Origin of the sequence: Streptomyces sp. 7N604, from assembly GCF_052245475.1 — a bacterium.
Taxonomy (GTDB): Bacteria; Actinomycetota; Actinomycetes; order Streptomycetales; family Streptomycetaceae; genus Streptomyces.
Genome location: NZ_JBQQBX010000086.1, coordinates 1 through 1,863 on the forward strand (window position 1 = coordinate 1; position 1,863 = coordinate 1,863).

1 protein-coding gene is annotated in these 1,863 nt (G+C 69.0%); it reads right to left on the reverse strand.

Translation table 11 applies throughout. From position 1 onward, the window contains the following. Nucleotides 1-1,847 (reverse strand): acetate--CoA ligase (gene acs, locus ACTWP8_RS38095; RefSeq protein ID WP_443326627.1); only part of this gene is annotated, 1,847 nt, incomplete at its 3' end. Between the last annotated feature and the right edge of the window lie 16 nt (nt 1,848-1,863).

Consider the following 1,863-nt stretch of genomic DNA (forward strand, 5'->3'; position numbering starts at 1 on the left):
ACGTCGCGGAGCAGTCTGCGCATGATCTTGCCGGAGCGGGTCTTGGGGAGTTCGGCGACTGGGAGGATGCGCTGGGGTTTGGCGATGGGGCCGAGTGCGGTGGCGACGTGGGTGCGTAGTTCCTCGGCCAGTGCGTCGTCTTCGGAGGCGGTGCCGCGGAGGATGACGAAGGCGACGATGGCCTGGGTGGTTTGGGGGTCGGTGGCGCCGACGACTGCGGCTTCGGCGACTTTGGGGTGGGAGACGAGGGCGGATTCGACCTCGGTGGTGGAGATGTTGTGGCCGGAGACGAGCATGACGTCGTCGACCCGGCCCAGGAGCCAGATGTCGCCGTCGTGGTCTTTCTTGGCGCCGTCGCCGGCGAAGTAGCGGCCGGGGAAGCGGGACCAGTAGGTGTCGAGGTAGCGCTGGTCGTCGCCCCAGATGGTGCGGAGCATCGCGGGCCAGGGTTCGGTCAGGACCAGGTAGCCGCCGGAGCCGTTGGGTACCTCGCGGGCCTCGTCGTCGACGACGGTGGCGTTGATGCCGGGGAGGGGGACCTGGGCGGAGCCGGGTTTGGTTTCGGTGACGCCCGGTAGTGGGCTGATCATGATGCCGCCGGTCTCGGTCTGCCACCAGGTGTCGATGACGGGTGTGTGGTCCGCGCCGATGTTTTTGCGGTACCAGATCCACGCTTCGGGGTTGATCGGTTCGCCGACGGAGCCGAGGATGCGCAGGCTGCTGAGGTCGAATGTGGCGGGGATGTCGTCGCCCCACTTCATGCAGGCCCGGATTGCGGTGGGCGCGGTGTAGAGGATGGTGACGCCGTATTTCTGCACGATCTCCCACCAGCGGCCTTGGTGGGGGGTGTCGGGGGTGCCCTCGTAGAGGACTTCGGTGGCGCCGTTGGCCAGGGGCCCGTAGACGATGTAGGAGTGGCCGGTGACCCAGCCGACGTCGGCGGTGCACCAGAAGACGTCCGATTCGGGTTTGAGGTCGAAGACGGCGTGGTGGGTGTAGGAGACCTGGGTGAGGTAGCCGCCGGTGGTGTGCAGGATGCCTTTGGGCTTACCGGTGGTGCCGGAGGTGTAGAGGATGAACAGGGGGTGCTCGGCGTCGAAGGCCTGGGGGGTGTGGGTGTCGGGCTGGCGGTCGAGCGCTTCGTGCCACCACACGTCGCGGCCTTTGTTCCAGGCGACCTGTTGGCCGGTGCGGCGGACGACCAGGACGTGGCGGACCCGGTCCACGCGGTCGGCGGCTTCGTCCACGGCGGGCTTGAGCGCGGTGGGTTTGCCGCGGCGGTAGCCGCCGTCGGCGGTGATGACCACGTGGGCGTCGGCGTCCTGGATGCGGGTGGCCAGGGCGTCGGCGGAGAAGCCGCCGAAGACCACGGAGTGCGGGGCGCCGATGCGGGCGCAGGCCAGCATGGCGATGACCGCTTCGGGGATCATCGGCAGGTAGATGGCCACCCGGTCGCCTGCCTGTACGCCCAGCTCGGTCAGGGCGTGGGCGGCCTTGGAGACCTCGCGTTGCAGTTCGGCGTAGGTGAGGGAGCGGGTGTCGCCCGGCTCGCCCTCGAAGTGGAGGGCGATGCGGTCCCCCAGGCCGTTCTCGACGTGCCGGTCGAGGCAGTTGTACGCGACGTTGAGTTTGCCGTCGGCGAACCACTTGGCGAAGGGCGGGTTGCTCCAGTCCAGGGTCTTGGTGGGTTCGGTGGCCCAGGTCAGCCGGCGGGCCTGCTCGGCCCAGAAGCCCAGCCGGTCGGCTCCGGCCCGTTGGTATGCCTCCGCGGTGACGTTGGCGGCGGCGGCCAGATCGGCGGGCGGTGCGAACCGACGCTCCTCCTTGAGCAGGTTGGCCAGGCTCAAGGAGGATCGTTGCTCA